The organism is Pseudalgibacter alginicilyticus, assembly GCF_001310225.1.
Taxonomy (GTDB): Bacteria; Bacteroidota; Bacteroidia; order Flavobacteriales; family Flavobacteriaceae; genus Pseudalgibacter; species Pseudalgibacter alginicilyticus.
Window position 1 is genome coordinate 1,865,701 of the sequence record NZ_CP012898.1, and the last position, 21,676, is coordinate 1,887,376.

Genomic DNA, 21,676 nt, shown 5'->3' on the forward strand with positions numbered 1-21,676 from the left:
ATTTAAAAAAATGATTTCGGGAGTATTTTTATAGAATGTAAATAAAAAAACTTACTGCAGTTAATTAATCTGCTTTAGCAAAATCCTTTTCATAAAATACTCCAAATAAGTAGATTCAACAAATAACACTTTATATTTTCACCTTATTACCAAAGAGATAACCATAGGGCATACCTACAAAAATAACACCTCCTACTATGTTTCCTAATGTTGCTGGAGCTAAATTATTTATAATAAACTCACTCCAAGTAATATTTACACCTTCGAAAATAGCCAATGGAATAAAATACATATTAGCAATACTATGTTCAAACCCTAAAGTAACAAAAGCCATCACTGGTAGCCAAATAGCAAAAATTTTACCAACGGTATCTTTAGCTGCCATCCCCTGCCAAACAGCCAAACAAACTAACCAATTGGCTCCTATCCCTTTTAGGAAGGTTACTAAAAACGTATGACTCGTTTTGCTAATTGCTACATTGCGTACCGATTCAGAAAAAGGAGAATCACTAACAATGTGTGTTAAATGAGTCATAAAATAAGCAACAAAAAGGGCTCCTATAAAATTACCAAAATATACTAAACCCCAGTTTTTCAACACAGTACTAACCCTTTGCTTTTTACTTAAGATATTAGGTATAAAATAGGCATTGTTTCCAGTAAAAAGTTCAGCACCTACTATAACTACCAAGATAAGGCCAATAGGAAACATTGCTCCAAAAAGAAACTTGGTTATTCCAGGATTACTGGCAGATAATAATGGCGAACCTCCACCTACAACTATAGCTAATAATCCCCCAAAAGCTATGTAAGCTCCTGCTAAAAAAGCAAGAATTAGTATTTTACTTACTTTATATTTTCCTTTATTTAGCGCTAATACACCAACTATTTCAATAACTTCTTTAGGGCTATTCATTATAAAATGTTTTTCTTTCTTTCAATATCAATAATCAATTTACTTTCACTTTTTTAAAATATTTTTTCAAAATATTTGAAGCTTCAATTAACTCTTCAGGGGTGTTTTCTCGAGCATCTTTTAATTGGTAAGCCCATCCTAATGCTTCCCACTTATGAACCCCTAATTTATGGTATGGTTGGATTTCTATTTTTTCAATAGTATCATAATCCTTAAAATACGCACCCATGGCATGTAATAATTGAGGCTTACTAGTGATACCCGGAATCAGCACATAGCGCAACCACATGTTTTTTCCTGATGCTTCTCGATATTCTGCGAAATTGAAAGTTGTTTCTTTGCATTTAACACCCGTTAAAGCTAAATAGCCTTCTTCTGTCATATGTTTGATATCTAACATCACTAAATCAGTGTAGTTATCTAAAAGTTCTTTAGAAAAACTATTCAAAATTCTTCCATTAGTATCAATATTTGTATGAATCCCTTCTTCTTTTAATCGTTTAAAAAAAGGAATTAATTCTTTCGCTTGTAATAATGGTTCTCCTCCTGAAACGGTTACGCCTCCTCTTGCTCCAAAATAGGGTTTCATTTTAAGAGCCATTTGAACTAACTCTTCGATATCATAAACGGTTCCTCCAGACGTTTCAATAGTATCTGGGTTATGACAGTACAAACATTTCAGCTTACAACCTTGTAAAAAAACGACCCAACGTATGCCCGGCCCGTCATGAGTTCCAAATGATTCAATCGAATGTACTCTCAATGTATTTATTTGTGTTTTGATATTTTTTTTATTTAGTGTTTTATAAGAAACATTGAAAGCGTATATATACGCTTTCAATGTATTAGCAATTATTACAGAGATTCATGGAACGAACGTGTAATAACCTCTAACTGTTGTTCTTTTGTTAATCGGACAAAATTTACAGCATAACCAGACACACGAATGGTTAATTGAGGATAGTCATCTGGATTTTTCATGGCATCCATTAGCATTTCTTTATTCAACACGTTAACATTCAAGTGCTGGGCATTTCTTGAAAAATAACCATCTAAAGTAGCTGCTAAATTTTCAATTTGTTCTTCTTCATCTGAACCTAAAGATTTTGGTACAATTGAGAATGTATTTGAGATACCATCTTTAGAATCGTCATAATTGATTTTTGACACTGAATTTAAAGACGCAATGGCACCACTACAATCGCGACCATGCATTGGGTTAGCTCCAGGTGCAAAAGCAATGCCTCGTGCTCTACCATCTGGTGTTGCTCCTGTTTTTTTTCCATAAGAAACATTTGAAGTAATTGTTAAAACTGACAAAGTAACTTCTGCATCTTTATAAACGGGTAATTTTTTTAATTCGTTGTTAAAATCAGCAACCGCATTACTTGCTAAAGTATCTACTCTATCGTCATCATTTCCATATTTTGGAAAGTCACCTTCAATTTGAAAATCAATAGTTAAACCCTCTTCATTTCTAATTGGTTTTACTTTTGCATATTTGATAGCAGACAATGAATCAGCCACAATAGATAAACCGGCAATTCCATAAGCAATATTAATATTAGGATTGGTATCAATTAATGCCATTTGTGCTTTTTCATAATAATATTTATCATGCATATAGTGTATAATATTCATAGAGTCATTATACACTCTGGCAACTTCTTTCATGGCTATTTTAAAATTAGCCATTACTTTATCAAAATCTAAATACTCATCAGTATATTCAGGAATACCAGCAATCATTTGTGTTCCAGAAAATTCACATTTACCTCCGTTTAATGCTAACAATAGTGTTTTAGCTAAATTAGTTCGTGCACCAAAAAACTGAATTGATTTTCCTAATTCTTGAAAAGACACGCAACAAGCAATTCCATAATCATCTGACCCTCGTTTATCACGCATTAAATCATCGTTTTCAAATTGAATAGACGAAGTGTCTATAGATACTTTAGCACAGTAATTTTTAAAATTTTGAGGTAAGTTTTCAGACCACAATATGGTAATATTTGGCTCTGGTGAAGCCCCTAAATTATAAAGAGTATTTAAAAAACGGAACGATGTTTTAGTAACCTTAGTTCTTCCATCTGCAAACATACCGCCTATCGCCTCTGTGACCCAAGTTGGATCTCCAGCAAAAATTTCATCATAAGCTTCCATTCTTAAGTGGCGAACCATACGCAACTTCATTACAAATTGATCAATATATTCTTGTGCTTCAACTTCAGTAATTAAACCTTCTTCTAAATCTCTTTCTATAAAAATATCTAAAAATGAAGATACATTCCCTAATGACATGGCTGCGCCATCTTGTTCTTTTACAGCAGCCAAGTAAGCCATATATGTCCACTGTACCGCTTCTTGAGCATTTTCTGCAGGACGAGATAAATCTAAACCATAAGATTCCCCCATTTCAACTATTTCTTTTAAAGCTTTAATTTGCTCAGAAACTTCTTCTCTCAAGCGAATGACTTTATCGCTCATGGGACCAGTAATATTTGCTAAATCTTGCTTTTTAGCCTCTATTAAACGTGTCACACCATATAAAGCAATTCTACGATAATCTCCTATAATTCTGCCTCGCGCATAATTATCTGGCAATCCTGTTAAAAACCCTAATGAACGAAATTTTCTGATTTCCTCTGTATAAGCATCAAACACACCATCATTATGTGATTTTACATATTTTGTAAATAATTCTGACAGTTGATTGTTTGGTTCTAATCCATGCTCAGACAACGCTTTTTTAACTACTTTAAATCCGCCATAAGGCTTCATGGCTCTTTTTAATAATTCATCGGTTTGTAACCCAACAATAACTTCATTTTCAATATCTATATAACCAGGTTTAAAAGCATTAATTCCAGAAATAATATCTGTATCAACAGCACGAACACCATTTCTTTGACGTTCCTCTTTGGTTCCTTGCTTACAAATTTCCCATAATTTTAATGTTTTTTCACTCGGACCAACCAAAAAATCATGTGTCCCATGATACGGTGTAATATTGTTTGTAACAAAATCTCTTAAGTTAATCGTCTTACACCAAATACCTGTGTTAAAAGTTTTAATTTCCATTTATTTATCCTTTTATTTTAAGTGTGCAAAAATAACCCCTAAACTTAATTCCAAAACTGACAAATGTCATTGAACACATATTATTTAATGCCCTTGAATTTACGAAAACGTTTGAATTACAATTATTAAAAAAATAACAAATAAATTGGTTATAAATCTAATAACTTAAACTGTGTTTTTTATTTAAAAGGAGACACTAATATAATTTGCATCAAAAAAAAAGATAAAAAAACTACTATTTCAAACTTTAATTAGTTTGATAAAACTAAGAATTAACAGACAACTATTTTAAACAAAAAAAAGTTGTTTTTGAATGAAATGAGATGAACTATTTATTTTATAAAAAACTCTTGGCAATAAAAATGTGAACAACAATCAATTCAATCTATAAGCTGATAAATGAGCTAAAATACAAAGGCTCTTTTTTAAAGAGCCCTTGTAAATATATGATTATTGTTTAACAAATATTTTGGAGACATTTTTAATTTTTAATATATATGTCCCACTGGTTAAATCACTCACATAAATTGTTTCTTTTTGAGAACTATAGATTTCATTGCTTATAATTCTCCCAAGCATATCAATAATTTGAACCTGACCTAAAACCTGATTATCCAATGAAATATTTAAATAATCACCTCTTATTGGATTAGGATATATACGAAGTATACTTTCAGTTTTTATACTATTATCAACATTTAAAGTTGGACTACCTCCAAAACCAACAGTTACTCCCACATCTGATTGCCTGTAGGGACGTTTAGCACCTCCACCATTAAATTCTTCTGCCCCAGCATCAATAGAAGCTCCCATGGGACGAGTACCTCCTAAAACATCACTGTTTAAAAATAGATAATTCCCCTCACCATAATCAATAGCTGCACTTCCATAAACTACATTATAAATATCATTCCCCGAGGTTAGTAGAGCTGGTTCAATTGGTGGTACTTCTACATTTAAATTACCACCACCATCAAAACTTCCAAAAGAATCATACGCATATGAGGTTTGCTTTATATTATTTTCATATTTAGATACAGAACCTATGAGTTGGGTGGTAACTTGTATAGCTCTATTGGAACTTGCACTGGGAATTGTAACATCATCTACAAAAAATAAGTTATTACCTATTATCACATCTTGAGGCGGCTGATTTTGTGAACTATTAAATGTCGCACCAACTCTTATACCTAGATCACAATTCACAAAGGTGTTATTTACTATAGTTGTATTTTTAACCTGATAATATTGATTCAATGCGCTATTTAATATCCCATTATGAATATTAATCCCTGCAAGACCATTTGTTGACGAATTATTTGGGTACTTAGCTCTGGTGCCTTCAATATAATTATTATAAATTTTATGATTTTCACCCATTACTCGAATACCCCCACTAAAAGATTGGCCATTTGCTAAAAAAAAATTATTATATACTTCACAATTATTCCCATGTCTTAATGTCAATGCTCCTGAATAATTTTCAAAAGTATTATTATAGTATTTATTATTTCCACTTTTGTTAGAAATCACTTCAATTTCACCTACAAAATCATAAAAATAATTATCATAAACCTCCGAAGACGAATCTGACAATGATGTAGAACTGTTACCTAATCTTATAGCATCTTGATCATTATCTTCATTTACCACTGAGGTTCCTTGAGGCGTTCTATTTGCAAAATAATTATGATGTATTTTATGAAAATTCTCAACAGCAGGAGAGTCTCTATTATCATTTATTATACTTCCTACACCATGTTTACCAACAAATGAGCTATAACTTATTTCATTGTTTGCTCCTCTTAATAAAATCCACTTAAAAACACTTGTTTGTTGAGAGGAGCCTTGATTAAAAGCGTCTATCTTAATATTTGAAACTTTACAGTTATTACAAACATTGGAACTATTAACTCTAAAATCTATTAAAGGCGTATCTGTAGACACTGAATTAGGAGGGTTTTCAAAAACAACGCCTTCAAAATGAATATAATCACCTCCAAGCTTCACATTAGTATTTCCAGAAAAAACAACCATACCAGGGGATTCTGCCTTAATAACTATTGGATTTGCTGCAGTACCGTCTTTACTAATACTAATTGTTGTATTAGCCCAACTACCATTATTTGACAAAATGATAGTTGTACCAGGAACTGCAGCAGATATGGCACTATTAAGTGAACTTTGATTTGTTACGGTTTGTCCATAAATTAATTTAATAGATACTAAAGCCATACAGCTTAAATAGTTAAGTAATTTCCTTTTCATTTCTATAATTAAATAATTAACAATTGGTTTACCAATTTGGTTTACCAAATATAGCAAAATATTAATAACTTTTAACACTGATAATCAGTTATTTATTTTCACAAATTGCATCTTAAAATTAAAAGCTTAGAAAAAAAGCTTAAAATGATTGTAATAATAAAAGCCTTGGTCCATTTTGAAAATCAAAATTACTGAGTAACTTTTATTGAAAATTCCGAAAAGAATAATATCAAAACAACTAAACTTGTACTTACTATTAATTATGCAACAAATAGCTTATTTTATTATCTATTTGAAAATCCCATTTATTTTCCTAATTTGCATAAAACTTAACTAGACCAAAATAATGATTGAGGTTAACAGAATTTTTGACTTTCCGCTGTATCAACTTAAAAAATTTAATCTTGAAAAAGCGCTCACTACCAAATATAATGATGAATGGATTAGTATTTCAACTAAGGAATATATTAATCAGTCTAATAAAATAAGCAGAGGTCTTTTAAGATTAGGTGTAAAACCAAATGATAAAATTGCAGTAATATCTTCTACAAATAGAACTGAGTGGCATATATTAGATGTAGGTATACTACAAACTGGCGCACAAAATGTCCCCATTTATCCTACAATAAGTGCAGAAGATTATGAATATATTTTAAATCATTCAGAATCTGTTTATTGCTTTGTATCAGATATTGAAGTGTTAGAAAAAATAAATTCTATAAAAAATAACACCAAGCTTAAAAATATTTACGTTTTAGACAATATAGGGAACCAAGATAACTGGAAAGATGTTTTAGCCTTAGGAGAAGATGACAGTAACCAAAATGAAGTAGAAGAGAGAAAGAACGCTGTAAAACCTACTGATTTAGCAACTTTAATTTATACATCTGGAACAACAGGAAAGCCTAAAGGGGTTATGTTATCACATAAAAACATAGTTTCTAATGTTTTAGATAGTGAAAAGCGAGTGCCATTTGATCATGGAAAATCTAAAGCTTTAAGTTTTCTGCCTATTTGCCATGTTTTTGAACGCATGGTGGTATACCTCTATCAATATTGTGGTGTAGAAATTTATTTTGCTGAATCTATCGAAAAAATGAGCGATAATCTTAAAGAGGTACATCCAACCGTTATGACTGCTGTACCTCGTTTATTTGAGAAGGTGTATGATAAAATTATAGCCAAAGGAAGCGATTTAAAAGGTATAAAAAAAATGCTTTTCTTTTGGGCTGTAGATTTAGGGTTACGATTTAAACCCTACAAAGAAAACGGATGGTGGTACGAAACACAATTAAAACTTGCGAGAAAACTAATTTTCAGTAAATGGAAGGAAGGGTTAGGTGGAAACTTAGAATTAATGGTGTCAGGAAGTGCTGCTTTACAACCTAGGCTTAATCGTGTTTTTGCAGCCGCTAAACTTCCTATAATGGAAGGATATGGTCTTACAGAAACCTCTCCTGTTATTTCAGTTAATGATATGAGAAATGGAGGCTTTAGAGTTGGCACTGTAGGCCGAATAATTGATAATGTTGAAGTTAAAATTGCTGATGACGGCGAAATTTTAGTGAAAGGCCCCAATGTTATGATGGGGTATTATAAAGACCCTGAAAAAACTGCTGAAGTTATGACAGGTGAATATTTCCATACTGGTGATATTGGAGAAATAGATTCTGATGGTTTCTTAAAAATAACCGATCGAAAAAAAGAAATGTTTAAAACTTCTGGTGGAAAATATGTAGCACCCACATTACTTGAGAATAAATTTAAACAATCACGATTTATTGAGCAAATAATGGTAATTGGTGAAGGAGAAAAAATGCCTGCTGCCTTAATACAACTTAATTTTGAATTTGTTGAAGAATGGGCCAAACGACATAGAATCAAGGTGAATTCAAATAAAGATCTTATTTCTAATTCACAACTGTTAGCTAGAATACAAGACGAAATTGATACAGCCAACAAAAAATTTGGAAAATGGGAACAAATTAAAAAGTTTGAACTAACACCAGATGTTTGGTCAATTGAAGCAGGGCACCTGACTCCTACTATGAAAATGAAACGAAAGGTTATTAAAGAAAAGTATTTTAACCTCATTGAAAAAATTTACCGAGGTGATAACTAAATAATTTAAAACTCATTTTTAAATGAGTTTTAACCCTACTGTTCCACAATTAAAAAACACTTTGTTATGCATGCATAATATATTTTTCATATATTTGGATTGAACTCCAACCAAAAGCATGAAAGAAAAAACAATAGACTATGTTTTAAGAACCACTTGGTTAGCGGTAAATAAGATGTATAATGAAGAAGCTTCAAAATTTGAAACCACCATGGCTACTGGATTTTGTTTGCTGAGTATAGATCCAGAAAAAGGAACAGCATCAACAGCCTTGGGACCAAAAATGGGCATGGAAGCAACTAGTTTATCACGTATTTTAAAAACCATGGAAAAAAAAGGGTTAATTGAACGAAAACCAAATCCAGATGATGGACGAGGAGTCATCATTCACTTAACTGATTTTGGAAAACAAAAAAGAGAATTATCAAGGGAAAAAGTACTGATATTCAATAATGCTATAAGAAACAGTATTTCTGAAGAAAAGTTAAAACATTTTTATGAAGTTGCACAGCATATAAATGACATGGTAAGTAACAAAAAAATTTACAATCAATCCGATAGTTAATATACAAAATGAGCAAACGAACAATTAAAAAAATAGCTATTATTGGCTCTGGAATTATGGGAAGTGGTATTGCATGCCATTTTGCCAATATAGGTGTAGATGTATTATTATTAGATATTATTCCACGAGAATTAAATGATGCCGAAAAAGCAAAAAATTTAACTCTTGAAGACAAATCTGTTCGAAATAGAATTGTAAACAACTCCTTAACAACCGCATTAAAATCAAGCCCATCCCCTATTTACCATCAAAAATTTGCAAGTAGAATTACAACGGGAAATACAGAAGATGACATTGCTAAAGTAGCAAACGTAGACTGGATTATGGAAGTTGTTATTGAACGCCTTGACATAAAAAAACAAGTATTCGAAAAATTAGAAAAATATAGAACCCCTGGAACCTTAATAACTTCAAATACCTCTGGTATTCCTATCAAGTTTATGAGTGAAGGACGAAGTGACGATTTTCAAAAGCATTTTTGTGGGACCCACTTTTTCAATCCAGCACGCTATTTAAAATTGTTTGAAATCATTCCTGGACCTCATACATCTACCGAAGTTCTTAATTTTTTAAATAGTTATGGTGAACAATTCCTTGGAAAAACATCGGTTGTTGCTAAAGACACACCCGCATTTATAGGAAATAGAATTGGAATTTTTAGCATTATGAGCTTGTTCCATACCGTAAAAGAAATGGATTTGACTATTGAAGAAGTTGATAAATTAACAGGTCCCGTTATTGGCAGACCCAAATCGGCAACTTTCAGAACCGTTGATGTAGTTGGATTAGATACTCTTGTACATGTAGCTAATGGTATTGCAGAAAATTGTAAAAACGATGAACAACTATCTCTTTTTAAATTGCCTAATTTCATCAATACCATGGTTGAAAACAAATGGCTTGGAAGTAAAACAGGACAAGGTTTTTATAAAAAAACAAAAAAGGATGATGGTACTTCTGAAATTTTATCATTAGACTTGAATACCTTAGAATATCGTTCAGTAAAAAAAGCAAATTTTGCCACTTTAGAACTAACAAAAACCATTGACAATGTAGCTGACCGATTTAAAGTATTAGTATCTGGAACAGATAAAGCAGGTGAATTTTATAGAAAAAGTTTTGCATCCTTATTTGCTTATGTTACCAACAGGATTCCTGAAATTACAGACGACCTTTATAAAATTGATGATGCTATGAAAGCTGGTTTTGGATGGGAGCACGGTCCATTCCAAATATGGGATGCTATTGGCGTAGAAAAAGGTATTGACATCATGAAATTGGAAGGTTTAGCACCTGCTTCTTGGGTACAAGACATGTTAGCTTCTGGCAACAAATCTTTTTATACCGTTAAAGAAGGTGCTACATTTGCTTATGATATCCAAAAGAAAAAACAAGAAAAAGTGCCTGGTCAGGATGCCTTTATTATCTTAAATAACATTAGAAAACCTAATGAAGTTTGGAAAAACTCGGGTGTGGTTATTGAAGACTTAGGCGATGGTATTTTAAACTGCGAATTCCAATCTAAAATGAATACCATTGGTGGTGATGTGCTAGCAGGATTAAATAAAGCTGTTGATTTAGCGGAAAAAAACTTTCAAGGCCTAATTATTGGAAATCAAGGGGCCAACTTTTCAGTTGGTGCCAATATTGGTATGATTTTTATGATGGCTGTAGAGCAAGAATATGATGAATTAAACGCTGCCATCAAATACTTCCAAGACACGATGATGCGTATGCGCTACTCATCAATACCCACTATTTCTGCTCCTCATGGTATGTCATTAGGAGGTGCTTGCGAACTCTCCATGCACGCAGACAAAGTAGTTGCTGCTGCTGAAACTTATATTGGATTGGTGGAGTTTGGTGTAGGTGTTATTCCTGGAGGTGCTGGCTCAAAAGAAATGGCTTTAAGAGCCTCTGATATGTTTAGAAAAGATGATGTAGAATTAAACACATTACGCGAATATTTCCTATCCATTGCTATGGCTAAAGTATCTACTTCTGCCTATGAAGCCTTTGATTTAGGAATCCTTCAAAAAGGCAAGGATATTATAGTTGTTAATAAAGATAGGCAAATTGCTACCGCTAAAGCTCATGCCAAATTAATTGCAGAAGCGGGTTATACACAACCTCTAAAACGTACAGATGTAAAAGTATTAGGAAAACAGGCTTTAGGGATGTTTTTAGTAGGCACTGATGCTATGCAAAATAGCAAGTATATTAGTAAGCATGACCAAAAAATTGCAGACAAACTTGCTTACGTCATGGCTGGTGGCGACTTATCAGAACCTACTTTAGTGACAGAGCAGTATTTATTGGATTTGGAACGGGAAGCTTTTTTAAGTTTATGCACTGAACGGAAAACATTAGAACGTATTCAACATATGCTAAAAAAAGGAAAACCATTACGAAATTAGACAACTTGGATGGTAGACTTTTAAATTTTAGAAATCTGAATAATCCAGAAAATCTAATTATCTAAAATAACAAAAAAATGAAACAAGCATATATAGTAAAAGCATACAGAACTGCCGTTGGAAAGGCTCCTAAAGGACTTTTCCGTTTTAAACGAACTGATGAATTGGCTGCTGAAACCATTCAATATATGATGAAAGAACTGCCTCAATTGGATAAAACACGCATTGACGATGTAATTGTTGGAAATGCTATGCCTGAAGGCGCACAAGGCTTAAACATGGCTCGTTTTATCTCTTTAATTGGGTTAGATTCTATAGAAGTTCCAGGCGTAACAGTCAACAGATTTTGCTCTTCTGGTGTAGAAACCATTGCCATTGCAACAGCAAAAATACAGTCTGGTATGGCAGATTGTATTATAGCAGGAGGTGCTGAAAGCATGAGTTCCGTTCCTATGTCTGGTTACAAACCAGAGCTTAATTATGAAATCATAAAAGAAGGACACCCCGACTACTACTGGGGGATGGGGAATACAGCCGAAGCAGTAGCTAATCAATTTAATGTATCGCGTGAAGACCAAGATGAATTCGCCTATAATTCCCATATGAAAGCTTTAAAAGCTCAAGCTGAAAATCGTTTTCAAGATCAAATAGTACCTATTGAAATTGAGCAAACCTATATGGATACGAATGGAAAAAAAACAACAAAAACATATACCGTTTCTAAAGACGAAGGACCTCGTGCTGGAACAAACTTACAGGCTTTAGCAAAATTACGCCCTGTTTTTGCTGCAGGTGGAAGTGTGACTGCTGGAAACTCTTCTCAAATGAGTGATGGAGCTGCTTTTGTTATGGTTATGAGTGAGACTATGGTAAAAGAATTAAATCTGGAACCAATTGCGCGCTTAGTAAATTATGCCGCTGCAGGAGTAGATCCTCGTATTATGGGTATTGGTCCTGTTAAAGCCATCCCAAAATCATTAAAATTAACAGGATTAAAACAAAAAGATTTAGAACTAATTGAACTAAATGAAGCCTTTGCTTCTCAATCTTTAGCTGTAATTAGAGAATTAAACCTTAACCCAGACATTGTTAATGTAAATGGTGGAGCCATTGCATTAGGACACCCTTTAGGTTGCACCGGAGCAAAATTGTCGGTTCAATTATTTGATGAAATGCGAAAACAAAACATGCAAGGTAAATATGGCGCTGTAACCATGTGCGTAGGTACCGGACAAGGTGCATGCGGTATTTTTGAATTTCTTAAATAAGAAATACTTCCTATCACCTCAAACGTAAAGAAGTATTACAAAACAGAAAAAATAATTAAAGTATAACTAAAAAACACCCTGTAACAGTTCTCTTCTTTGGAGAGTTAAAAGGGCTAAACTATGGAAAAACAACTATTACGCGGCGGACAATTTATAGTTAAAGAAACTAAATGTGATGACGTTTTTACTCCCGAAGATTTCACCGAGGAGCAAAAAATGATGAAAGAAGCTGTTATGGAATTTAACGATAGAGAAATTATTCCAAACAGAGCAAAATTTGAAGCTAAAGACTATGCACTCACCGAATCCTGTATGCGTAAAGCTGGTGAACTTGGATTTTTAAGTGTAGCAGTTCCAGAAACTTATGGCGGTTTAGGAATGAGCTTTGTTTCCACACTGCTAACTTGTGATTATATTTCTAGTGGCACGGGCTCCTTCAGTACAGCTTTTGGTGCACACACAGGCATTGGTACTATGCCTATTACACTTTATGGTACTGAAGAACAAAAACAAAAATATGTCCCCAAATTAGCTTCTGGCGAATGGTTTGGAGCCTATTGCTTAACAGAACCTGGGGCAGGAAGTGATGCTAATTCAGGAAAAACAACGGCCACACTTTCTAGTGATGGCAAAAGTTATAAAATTAACGGACAAAAAATGTGGATTTCAAATGCAGGATTCTGTAAATTATTCATTGTTTTTGCTCGCATTGAAAATGACAAAAATATTACAGGTTTTATTGTTGAAAATGATTCAGATAATGGTATTACTTTAGGTGAAGAAGAGCATAAACTTGGAATTCGAGCTTCATCCACAAGACAAGTATTTTTTAACGACACCGTTGTTCCTGTTGAAAATATGCTTTCTGAAAGAGGAAATGGATTCAAAATAGCCATGAACTCATTAAATATTGGACGTATTAAATTAGCGGCAGCTTGTTTAGATTCTCAAAGACGTATAACCACATTAGGCATCCAATATGCAACTGAACGCAAACAATTTAAAACACCCATAGCTGATTTTGGTGCCATTAAAGTAAAACTAGCCGAAATGGCGACCAACACTTATGCCGGAGAATCTGCAACATACAGAGCTGCCAAAGACATAGAAGATAGAATTACGCTCCGTGAAGCTGCTGGCAATTCACATCAGGAAGCCGAACTTAAAGGTGTTGAAGAATACGCTATAGAATGTTCTATTTTAAAAGTTGCTGTTTCTGAAGATGTACAACATTGCGCTGATGAAGGTATTCAAATATTTGGAGGAATGGGCTTTTCGGAAGACACGCATATGGAAGCGGCGTGGCGAGATGCAAGAATTACAAGAATATATGAAGGCACTAACGAAATTAACAGAATGCATTGTGTAGGCATGTTAGTAAAAAAAGCTATGAAAGGCCATGTAGATTTATTGGGACCTGCAACAGCAGTAGGTAATGAACTATTGGGCATTCCTTCTTTCGATACTCCTGATTATTCTGTATTATTTTCCGAGGAAAAAGAAATGATTGCCAAGCTTAAAAAAGTGTTTTTAATGGTGGCAGGGGCTGCTGTTAAAAAATTCGGACCAGAAATTGACAAAGAGCAACAATTACTCTTGGCGGCATCAGATATATTAATTGAAATATATATGGCTGAATCTACCATTTTAAGAACTGAAAAAAATGTAAAACGATTTGGTGAAGACAAACAGAAAGTACAAATTGCAATGGCCAAATTATACTTATATCACACTGTGGATATTGTTGAGAAAAATGGAAAAGAAAGCATTATTTCCTTTGCAGAAGGTGATGAGCAACGTATGATGCTTATGGGTTTAAAACGCTTTACAAAATACACCAACTACCCAGACATTGTAGATTTAAGGCGAGAAATTGCGAAAAAAGTAAAAGAAGAAAATAGTTATTGTTTTTAATAACTGATTTTAAAACAAAGGTAATTATTAACCATAAAACGCTTCTACATTTATAGAAGCGTTTTTTTTATTAATTTTAGTGAAAAATCAAAATATGCGTATAACAGCATTAATCATCATTTTATTTTCAACATGTTTAATAAGCTCTCAAACCAATCAACAATTATATGATATCATAGATAGTATTTCATCTAAAAGAATACAAAAGGATGTTCAAACTTTGGTTGATTTTGGCACTCGAAATACGTTTAGCGATACCCTTTCTAACACCCGTGGTATTGGAGCTGCAAGACGTTGGATTAAACAAGAGTTTGAATCAATTTCAAAAGCATGCAACAATTGTTTGGATGTTTTTTACCAAAAAGATTTTGTATCAAAAGCACATCATACTCGAGTACCTCACGATGCTTGGATTGTTAATGTAGTAGCCGTTCAAAAAGGCACTAAATATCCCAATCGTTACATTATTATGAGTGGAGATATTGATTCACGTGCCAGTAACACCATGAACTTTACAATTGATGCACCAGGTGCTAACGACAATGCTTCAGGTATGGCAGGTACAATTGAAGCAGCCAGAGTTTTAAGCAATTATAAATTTGAAAGCAGTATTGTTTATGTTGGTTTATCAGGCGAAGAACAAGGTTTATTTGGTGGTGCAGGATTAGCTAAATTTTCAAAAGATAACGATTGGGAAATCATTGGGATTTTAAATAATGACATGATTGGAAACATAAAAGGTGTTGATGGTGTGATAGACAACAGAAGCTTTAGAATATTTTCTGAACCCGTACCCGCTAATGAAACCAATAAAGAACGGAACTTGCGCCGATTTTATGGTGGCGAAGTTGATGGTATATCTCGCCAATTAGCTCGTTACGTACATAAAACAACTAAAACCTATATGCCTGAAATGAATCCTATGATGATTTACAGGTTAGATAGGTTTGGACGCGGTGGACATCATAGACCCTTTAACGATTTAGGCTTTGCAGGTATTCGTATTATGGAGGCACATGAAAACTACAATCAGCAACATCAAGATATACGCGTAGAAAATGGTATTAAATATGGAGATGTTATTGAGCATGTTAATTTTGATTATGCTAAAAAACTAACTGCAGCAAACGCCATCAATTTGGCGAGTTTAGCATCAGCCCCTCCTCATCCAAAAAATGTGGCCATTGGTGGTATAGTTGAACCTTCCGTAAAATTTAGATGGGATAAAGTTGATGGTGCAAAAGGCTATAAAATCTATTGGAGAGCTACTACCTCTCCTACATGGGATTATAGCAGATATGTTGGCGATATTTCAGAATTTACATTAAACGGTATTGTTATTGACAATTACTTTTTCGGAATAGCATCCGTTGGAGAAAACGGTTTTGAAAGCATTGTCAAATTTCCGAATAAAATTTTCAGAGACAATTAAATAAATATTAACGAAATTAGATTTCAAATTTGGTATTTTGGTTAAAAATAAATTCATGAAGAATCAATTCTATGCACTTATTATCTTGTTAATGATTGCTGTTTTTCAAATTCAGGCACAATTACTTTCAGACAAAGAACATTTCACCAGACAAGACACACTAAGAGGTAGCATTACACCTGAACGTGAATGGTGGGATTTAACCTATTATCATTTGGATGTAAAAGTCAATCCCGATGAAAAATTTATCTCAGGAAAAAACACCATTCAGTATAAAGTACTAAAAAACAATTCCGTGATGCAAATAGATTTGCAATCGCCAATGACAATAACAAAAGTGATTCAAAACGGAAAAGAATTATCGGTAACCCATGAAGGCAATGCGCATTTTATAAATTTAGAAGAAAATCAAAATATAAATGACATCAATAGTCTTGATGTATATTATGAAGGACATCCAAAAGAAGCTATTAACGCCCCTTGGGATGGCGGTTTTTCATGGAAAAAAGACACCAATGGAAATCATTTTATTGCCACATCAAATCAAGGGTTAGGCGCCAGTGTTTGGTGGCCCTGCAAAGACCACATGTACGATGAAGTGGATAGTATGCTTATAAGCGTAAACGTACCAAAAGACTTAATGGATGTTTCCAATGGAAGACTTCGACTTGTTGAGCGAATTGGTGATACTAAAACGTTCCATTGGATTGTAAAAAACCCGATTAACAATTACGGCGTTAATATTAATATTGGGGATTATGTAAATTTTTCAGAGGTTTATGATGGGCAAGGTGGCAACCTAGATATGGATTATTATGTATTAAAAGATAATCTTGAAAAAGCCAAAGAACATTTTAAAGATGCTCCCAAAATGATGAAAGCTTTTGAACATTGGTTTGGGCAATACCCATTTTACAGAGATAGCTTTAAACTTGTTGAAGTGCCTTATTTAGGTATGGAACACCAAAGTTCTGTAACCTATGGCAACCAATACAAAAAAGGTTATTTAGGACGCGATATTTCGGGTACCGGATGGGGTTTGAAATTTGATTTCATCATTATTCATGAAGCAGGGCACGAATGGTTTGCCAATAACATTACCAGTAAAGATATTGCAGACATGTGGATTCACGAAAGTTTCACAGCCTATTCTGAGAGTTTGTTTTTAGACTATTACTACGGAAAAGAAGCAGCGGCCGCTTATGTAATTGGAACAAGAAAAAGCATCAGAAATGACAAACCTATTATCGGAAACTACCATCTAAATAATGAAGGTTCTGGCGACATGTATTATAAAGGCGCCAATATGTTGCATACCTTACGTCAACTTATTGATGATGATGAAAAATGGCGTAAAATTTTACGTGGTTTAAACACGACATTTTATCATCAAACAGTTACCACAAAACAAATTGAGGATTATATAAGTGAGCAATCTGGCATTGATTTAACCGAGTTTTTTAATCAATATTTAAGAACCGTAAAAATCCCAACTTTAGAATATAAAATTGATAAGAAAGAATTAAAATATCGATGGACAAATACTGTTGATAATTTTGATATGCCCCTTCAAATAACAATTAATGAAAAAGAACAATGGTTATTTCCAAAAGCAGAATGGCAGATAATAACTTTAGATTCTAAAAATGCTTCTTTGAAAGTTGATGATGATTTTTATGTTCAAACAAAAAAATTATAATCGATTTGGAACTTGCAGAACTTTATTTTGAACACTATAAAGATTGGTATGAATGGTTAGCAGAAAATCATAAACAATCCACTGGCATTTACCTTATTTTCTATAAAGTAAATCATGAAAACAACTCTATGAGATGGGAGGAAGCTGTAAAAGTAGCATTGTGTTTTGGATGGATTGATTCTACAGTAAAAAGCTTGGGTAATGGCAAACGCCGGCAATATTTTACACCTCGCAATGAAAAAAGTACCTGGAGCGCAATAAATAAAAAATATATCAGGCAGTTAATAAAAGATAATTTAATGCATGAAAGCGGCTTAAATAAAATTAAAACAGCTAAACAAAACGGGAGTTGGACTGCTATAGACGCCGTCGAAAAAGGGGTCATTCCCGAAGATTTACAAATAGAATTTGACAAGAACCCTATTGCTTTAAAAAACTATCATGCCTTTGCTCCCTCTTACAGAAAAAGTTATTTGTACTGGTTAAATCAGGCAAAAAGAGACCTAACCAGAAAAAAGCGCATAACTGAAATTATTCAATTATGCGCTAACAATATAAAATCTAAAGGTAATTACTAATTTAATAAATATTAGATTCCATAGTACGCTGATTAATAGAACTTCTAAAAACCTCTAACATGCGTTTTGCAATACCAGTCCAACCAAAATTACGACGTGCAAAGCGAGCACCTTCAACAGATAATTCATTCCGTAATTTAGGATATAAAAGCGGCATAGCCATCATTGCTCCAAATTCTACCGGACGATGTGGGTCTGCAAACAAAGCCTGATTACCAAAATCTATCAAATCGCACAATCCGCCATGAACTGTTATGATACTTGGTGTTCCACATGCCATCGCTTCAATGGCAACCATTCCAAATGGCTCATACCGTGAAGGCATTACAAAAATATTAGCAGACCTATAAACGTTTGCTAAATCTTCATCAGCAATATAGTTTTTCCAAGAAATTTTATCTGAAATCCCTAACTCCTCAGCTAATTTTTTTAGTTTATCAATACCTTGATTATCTTGATCAGAATGATCACCTCCAATTGCAGCCACTAAGCGAGCTTCAGGGCATAATTGAAAAACTGTTGGTAATGCTTGAAAAAGCAAATCATAACCTTTGTTATGCGCCATTCTACCAAGTGCTAAAATATCAGTTGGTTGAATATCATACTTGGCTCGAATTTTATCATTTTCCTTAGAGGGCACCGGAAAAAATCGGTTTTCATCAATTCCTGGAGGTATCATTCCACAGTTTCGAGGCAATACATCATACTGTTTTGTTAATAAATCTACCTGTGGTAATGTAGTTGCAATGACATAATTACACATTTGATAAACAAAATATTCTTTTCTAATACGCTCTTTAAAACGGTAGGTTTTTTCCATTTCTTTTTCATCCATATCACTCCCCATGGTATGTTGTTTCCACCATCCTAGTGAGTGCGGTGTATGCACATGCGAAATACCCAATTCTTCTGCAATCTTTTGTCCAGCCCAACCAGCATCCCAATAATGCGTATAAACGATATCATATTTTTTACGTTCTTTTTTGATAGCCGCCAAACAGTTGGTAACAAACTTTTTTAAATGGTCGTGCATATCCTCTTTTCTAATAAATTTTTTACCTCCAAAAGGAATGCGCCAAACACTATAGTTTTCATCTACCACATCATATTCTGGTTGGTCTTCAAATTGACGAGTTACTAAATCTACACGTTTTCCTAATCTACTAAAACGCTCTGCTAATTCTAAAACATAAACTACTTGTCCTCCTGTATCTGGTTTTCCTAATTCGGCATGTGCACCTACATATCCGTGCAAAGAGATCATCAAAATCGATTTCATAATTTTATATTTTAGTTATTTATTAATTATTTTTAAGTCATGACAGGCAGAAATATATTGTGCAGCAGACCAAGCTTGATATGCTTTCCCCATAGCTTTTCCTGTAGTACCGTGCGCCCACTCTGTAAATTCCCAAGCTTCTACCAAACCTTCTTTATTGATTAAGGCTAGTTTATATAACTCTGAAATAGCCACATCTTTTAACCCCAGTTTGTTAATATATTTCACCCAAAAACCACCTACAAAAGGCCATATACCTCCGTTGTGATAATGGTTAGGAATATTTAATAAATTTACCGTATAGTAAGGTTTCCAATCTGGATCGCCTGGTGTTACCACAGGATATACATTGGATACTGGAAAAGGGTCATTAACACCAGAACCTAACATAAATTTAAATGTTTTATGGGCTTTTTCAGCGTCAACAGTTCCATGTAAAAAAGCTAAAACATTTCCAAAAACATCACAACGCCAACTAAAATCAAATGGTGTGGTTTGCGCTATTAAATAGGAGGTATCTCCTAAAGTAAACTGACGTTCAGCAAAGGATACGGATTGAAATAATTTTTGCTGAGTTGAAGGCCAAAAATTCTGTAATATCTCTTTTTTAATAACTTGTGACCATCTAATATATTCGCCAGCTTCTTCGTAATCACCCAACATTTCCAACATTCTACCAAAACATACATTGGCTCTGTACCAAAGAATTTCATCATAAAGAATGTTATAACTTCCACCAAATAAATCTGTCCAATCTCCTGCTTCTGGTATTTCTAATAGAGCATCATTATTACTATCATGTGCACCTAACCAACGCATGGTTTCCTTTATATCTGAAATATATTGGCGTAAGAACTTCATATCCTTAGTTACATTTATATATTCATAAAATGCAATAACCACCCATATTCCACTATCAATAGAACAGATTCCCCCTACTCCTGAATAATCAGGCACATTATCTTTTATACGTACATTAGATGGAATTTGTCCATTTCGTGAAATATGCTCAAATAAAGTGATTAAGGTTTGCCTTTGACATTTATGGATTTCTTCATCACGAATTAGTGGCAACGAACCAATAAGTGTAATGGCCCCATCTCTCGCCCAAACACTATGATAATTTTCATCCGTACCATTTGGAACATTATCTTTAATAGAACAAGCAGAAAATCCTAAAGGAGTGATATTTTTTTTAAGTGCTTCAATAGCTTTTTTATAACCTTCTTTAATTAAAGCAATTTTTTCATCTTCATCTTCATCAGCAATATTGTTTAATTCCTGTTGAATAAAAAAGTCTTCTGTGTGATCTCTTTCAACTCCAATATTAATATCTTCTGGAAGTATGCCATAATAAATTAATCCCTCAATAACTCCATCACCATATTCTCCTTCTGCATGATATATTTGCCTGTATTTAGTAAACTTATACAGCTCTTCATGTGCATTAGCAACAACAATACCTTTCACGCCATCCAAATCAAACATAGCAGAATCGTTTCCACTATCACCAGCTACTACAACCTCATCTGGTTTTAACTGAAGCTTTTTAAGTAGCCATTGCAAAGCATTGCCTTTGTTTGCCCATTTTGGGAGAATATCTAAAAATTTTTCTCCTGAGTAAACTACATTAATATGCATATCAGCATTGATAAAGTCTTGTTCAATTTCCGTTATTAGGTCTTCTGTGGCATTATGAAAAAAGTAACTTCGCTTATATGAATGTTGAAATCTTGAAGGCTGCTCACTTATAGGGTGGTTGATATTTTGAATAATATTTTCAACAGCATTTAAATCCCAACCATCATCAAGAATATCATTAAACTCCTTTACCACACATTTGTTTGGATAGTCATAAATATGTGTTCCTACACCAGAGATTATATAATCTGGTTCGGGCAAGACTCCATTATCAATTAAAGAGATAACATCATCAATTAAGCGACCAGTATTATAAGTGAGTAAAACATCTGTTTGAGCTTTATAAGTATTCCACACTTTAATAAAATTGCCTTTTAGAGTATGAAATTCAATTAAGGTATTATCTATATCAAAAGATAAAAGTTTGATAGGCCTCTTCATTACAAGATCTGTATCCATATATAAAAAAATATTTTTTGAGCATTTTTTATTAGTT

14 protein-coding genes are annotated in these 21,676 nt (G+C 33.4%); 8 read left to right on the forward strand and 6 right to left on the reverse strand.

All coding sequences use genetic code 11. From position 1 onward, the window contains the following. Positions 1 to 130 precede the first annotated feature (130 nt). The 4 genes from APS56_RS07765 to APS56_RS07780 all read right to left on the reverse strand — a co-directional run bounded on the left by APS56_RS07765 (position 131) and on the right by APS56_RS07780 (position 6,265). Entirely contained in the window at positions 131 to 916 is a 786-nt protein-coding gene (locus APS56_RS07765; protein ID WP_054726895.1) for a formate/nitrite transporter family protein, read from the reverse strand. A 34-nt stretch (positions 917 to 950) separates the two neighbouring features. Continuing rightward, entirely contained in the window at positions 951 to 1,679 is a 729-nt protein-coding gene (pflA, locus tag APS56_RS07770; RefSeq protein ID WP_236778476.1) for a pyruvate formate-lyase-activating protein, read from the reverse strand. Positions 1,680 to 1,771: 92 nt separating this feature from the next. Beyond that, complete coding sequence (pflB, locus tag APS56_RS07775) at positions 1,772 to 3,997, reverse strand: formate C-acetyltransferase (protein ID WP_054726898.1); 2,226 nt, start codon at positions 3,995 to 3,997, stop codon at positions 1,772 to 1,774. A gap of 450 nt (positions 3,998 to 4,447) precedes the next feature. Next, positions 4,448 to 6,265 carry a chondroitinase-B domain-containing protein gene (locus APS56_RS07780; RefSeq protein WP_157757633.1) on the reverse strand — a complete coding sequence of 606 codons (1,818 nt, stop codon included), beginning with the start codon at positions 6,263 to 6,265 and terminating at the stop codon, positions 4,448 to 4,450. Positions 6,266 to 6,611: 346 nt separating this feature from the next. Here APS56_RS07780 and APS56_RS07785 point away from each other — a divergent pair, with 346 nt between their 5' ends. The 8 genes from APS56_RS07785 (at position 6,612) to APS56_RS07820 (ending at position 18,260) form a co-directional block, all read left to right on the forward strand. Then, the gene (locus APS56_RS07785) at positions 6,612 to 8,387 is read left to right on the forward strand and encodes an AMP-dependent synthetase/ligase (RefSeq protein WP_054726902.1); all 1,776 of its coding nucleotides are present in this window, start codon (positions 6,612 to 6,614) and stop codon (positions 8,385 to 8,387) included. Between the two features lie 118 nt (positions 8,388 to 8,505). Then, positions 8,506 to 8,952: a MarR family winged helix-turn-helix transcriptional regulator gene (locus tag APS56_RS07790; RefSeq protein ID WP_054726904.1), complete on the forward strand. Its 447-nt coding sequence runs from the start codon at positions 8,506 to 8,508 to the stop codon at positions 8,950 to 8,952. A gap of 8 nt (positions 8,953 to 8,960) precedes the next feature. Then, positions 8,961 to 11,369, forward strand: coding sequence for a 3-hydroxyacyl-CoA dehydrogenase/enoyl-CoA hydratase family protein (locus APS56_RS07795; protein ID WP_054726907.1), 2,409 nt, complete (start codon positions 8,961 to 8,963; stop codon positions 11,367 to 11,369). A 77-nt stretch (positions 11,370 to 11,446) separates the two neighbouring features. Continuing rightward, positions 11,447 to 12,637: an acetyl-CoA C-acyltransferase gene (locus tag APS56_RS07800; protein ID WP_054726910.1), complete on the forward strand. Its 1,191-nt coding sequence runs from the start codon at positions 11,447 to 11,449 to the stop codon at positions 12,635 to 12,637. A 120-nt stretch (positions 12,638 to 12,757) separates the two neighbouring features. Beyond that, positions 12,758 to 14,551 (forward strand): acyl-CoA dehydrogenase FadE, encoded by a 1,794-nt coding sequence (locus tag APS56_RS07805; RefSeq protein WP_054726912.1) that lies wholly within the window; start codon positions 12,758 to 12,760, stop codon positions 14,549 to 14,551. A 94-nt stretch (positions 14,552 to 14,645) separates the two neighbouring features. Then, complete coding sequence (locus tag APS56_RS07810; RefSeq protein WP_054726914.1) at positions 14,646 to 15,983, forward strand: M28 family peptidase; 1,338 nt, start codon at positions 14,646 to 14,648, stop codon at positions 15,981 to 15,983. 55 nt (positions 15,984 to 16,038) lie between these two features. After that, the gene (locus APS56_RS07815) at positions 16,039 to 17,682 is read left to right on the forward strand and encodes a M1 family metallopeptidase (protein WP_054726917.1); all 1,644 of its coding nucleotides are present in this window, start codon (positions 16,039 to 16,041) and stop codon (positions 17,680 to 17,682) included. Between the two features lie 5 nt (positions 17,683 to 17,687). Further along, positions 17,688 to 18,260, forward strand: a complete 573-nt coding sequence (locus APS56_RS07820) for a YdeI/OmpD-associated family protein (RefSeq protein ID WP_054726920.1) — start codon at positions 17,688 to 17,690, stop codon at positions 18,258 to 18,260. 1 nt (position 18,261) lies between these two features. Here APS56_RS07820 and APS56_RS07825 read toward each other — a convergent pair whose 3' ends face one another. Both APS56_RS07825 and APS56_RS07830 read right to left on the reverse strand, forming a co-directional pair. Next, positions 18,262 to 19,539, reverse strand: coding sequence for a glycosyltransferase (locus APS56_RS07825; RefSeq protein WP_054726923.1), 1,278 nt, complete (start codon positions 19,537 to 19,539; stop codon positions 18,262 to 18,264). Between the two features lie 15 nt (positions 19,540 to 19,554). Next, positions 19,555 to 21,639: an HAD-IIB family hydrolase gene (locus APS56_RS07830; RefSeq protein ID WP_054726926.1), complete on the reverse strand. Its 2,085-nt coding sequence runs from the start codon at positions 21,637 to 21,639 to the stop codon at positions 19,555 to 19,557. Positions 21,640 to 21,676 lie beyond the last annotated feature (37 nt).

Coding starts and splice junctions, on each gene's coding strand:
- APS56_RS07765 (WP_054726895.1), bottom strand. CDS start 916: ATGAATAGCCCTAAAGAAGTTATTGAAATAGTTGGTGTATTAGCGCTA.
- pflB (WP_054726898.1), bottom strand. CDS start 3,997: ATGGAAATTAAAACTTTTAACACAGGTATTTGGTGTAAGACGATTAAC.
- APS56_RS07780 (WP_157757633.1), bottom strand. CDS start 6,265: ATGAAAAGGAAATTACTTAACTATTTAAGCTGTATGGCTTTAGTATCT.
- APS56_RS07785 (WP_054726902.1), top strand. CDS start 6,612: ATGATTGAGGTTAACAGAATTTTTGACTTTCCGCTGTATCAACTTAAA.
- APS56_RS07790 (WP_054726904.1), top strand. CDS start 8,506: ATGAAAGAAAAAACAATAGACTATGTTTTAAGAACCACTTGGTTAGCG.
- APS56_RS07795 (WP_054726907.1), top strand. CDS start 8,961: ATGAGCAAACGAACAATTAAAAAAATAGCTATTATTGGCTCTGGAATT.
- APS56_RS07800 (WP_054726910.1), top strand. CDS start 11,447: ATGAAACAAGCATATATAGTAAAAGCATACAGAACTGCCGTTGGAAAG.
- APS56_RS07805 (WP_054726912.1), top strand. CDS start 12,758: ATGGAAAAACAACTATTACGCGGCGGACAATTTATAGTTAAAGAAACT.
- APS56_RS07810 (WP_054726914.1), top strand. CDS start 14,646: ATGCGTATAACAGCATTAATCATCATTTTATTTTCAACATGTTTAATA.
- APS56_RS07815 (WP_054726917.1), top strand. CDS start 16,039: ATGAAGAATCAATTCTATGCACTTATTATCTTGTTAATGATTGCTGTT.
- APS56_RS07825 (WP_054726923.1), bottom strand. CDS start 19,539: ATGAAATCGATTTTGATGATCTCTTTGCACGGATATGTAGGTGCACAT.
- APS56_RS07830 (WP_054726926.1), bottom strand. CDS start 21,639: ATGGATACAGATCTTGTAATGAAGAGGCCTATCAAACTTTTATCTTTT.